Annotated in this window: 2 protein-coding genes; both read right to left on the bottom strand. The window is 29.5% G+C overall.

Annotated elements, in window-relative coordinates; translation table 11 throughout:
- Nucleotides 1–22 precede the first annotated feature (22 nt).
- The gene (gene potA, locus G3997_RS06160; protein ID WP_296644490.1) at nt 23–1,069 is read right to left on the bottom strand and encodes a spermidine/putrescine ABC transporter ATP-binding protein; all 1,047 of its coding nucleotides are present in this window, start codon (nt 1,067–1,069) and stop codon (nt 23–25) included.
- 18 nt (nt 1,070–1,087) lie between these two features.
- Nucleotides 1,088–1,274 (bottom strand): cupin domain-containing protein (locus tag G3997_RS06165; RefSeq protein WP_296644492.1); only part of this gene is annotated, 187 nt, incomplete at its 5' end.

The raw sequence follows: 1,274 nt of genomic DNA on the forward strand, positions 1-1,274 counted from the left end.
TATGAATTAGAATTTCTTTTCATTATATTTCACTTACCTTTTTCATTATGTGAATATCTTCTGGATATATATCCATGCCAAGTTCTTCTCCAACCTTAGCACTTTGAGTATTATGAATTATCCATTTTCTATCATTTTCTTGTACTTCTATTTCATAATGTACACCTTTAAATACTACAGATGTAACAATACCTTTTAACATACCTTCATTAGAATTAGTCATTTTTATATCTTCTGGTCTTATCACAACATCTATTACTTCATCTTTCTTGAATCCTTTATCAACACAATCAAAGTACTTACCACAAAATTCAACTTTAAAATCATCATGCATAATACCATCGAATATATTACTTTCACCTATAAATCTTGCAACAAATGCATTCTTAGGCTCATTATATATATCTTCTGGAGTCCCCATTTGTTGTATTTTACCTTTATTCATTACAACTATAGTATCTGACATACTTAAAGCTTCTTCTTGATCATGAGTTACAAATATAAATGTAATTCCAAGCTTTTGTTGTATCTTCTTAAGTTCAGTTTGCATTTCTTGTCTTAATTTTAAGTCTAATGCACCTAAAGGCTCATCTAATAATAATACCTTTGGTTCATTTACTAACGCTCTAGCTATGGCTATCCTTTGTTGTTGACCACCACTTAAAGAATCTACTCGTCTATTTTCAAATCCTTCAAGCGCTACTAGTTTTAACATTTCCTTAACTTTTCTATCTATTTCATCCTTAGGCATTTTTTTTATTTTTAATCCAAATGCTATATTTTCATAAATATTCATATGTGGAAATAGTGCATATTTTTGGAAAACTGTATTAACTTGTCTTTCGTAAGGAGGAATATTATTCATATCCTTTTCTTCAAATAATACTTTGCCGCTATCTGCATACTCAAATCCAGCTATTATTTTTAGTGTAGTAGTTTTACCACATCCACTTGGACCTAGTAATGTTAAAAATTCATTCTTTTTAATGTCTAAATCTAAACAATCTAAAACAGTGTTGTCTTCATAAGTTTTAGATATTCCTTGTAAACTTATTATATTATCTGTCATTTATATAGCACCTCTTTTCTAAAATGATGGTGGCGTACTTACCCAAACCACTCTAGCCTCGTTCTTTCCTGCATTTGATATATAATGATTCGCTCTAGGTTTAAAGTAGAAACTTTCTCCTTTTTTTACCTTATTCTTTTTATCTCCTATATGTACAAATATAGAACCAGCAAGAACATATCCAAACTCTTCACCTTCATGAGGC

This window comes from Romboutsia sp. 13368 (assembly GCF_018336475.1).
Taxonomy (GTDB): domain Bacteria; phylum Bacillota; class Clostridia; order Peptostreptococcales; family Peptostreptococcaceae; genus Romboutsia.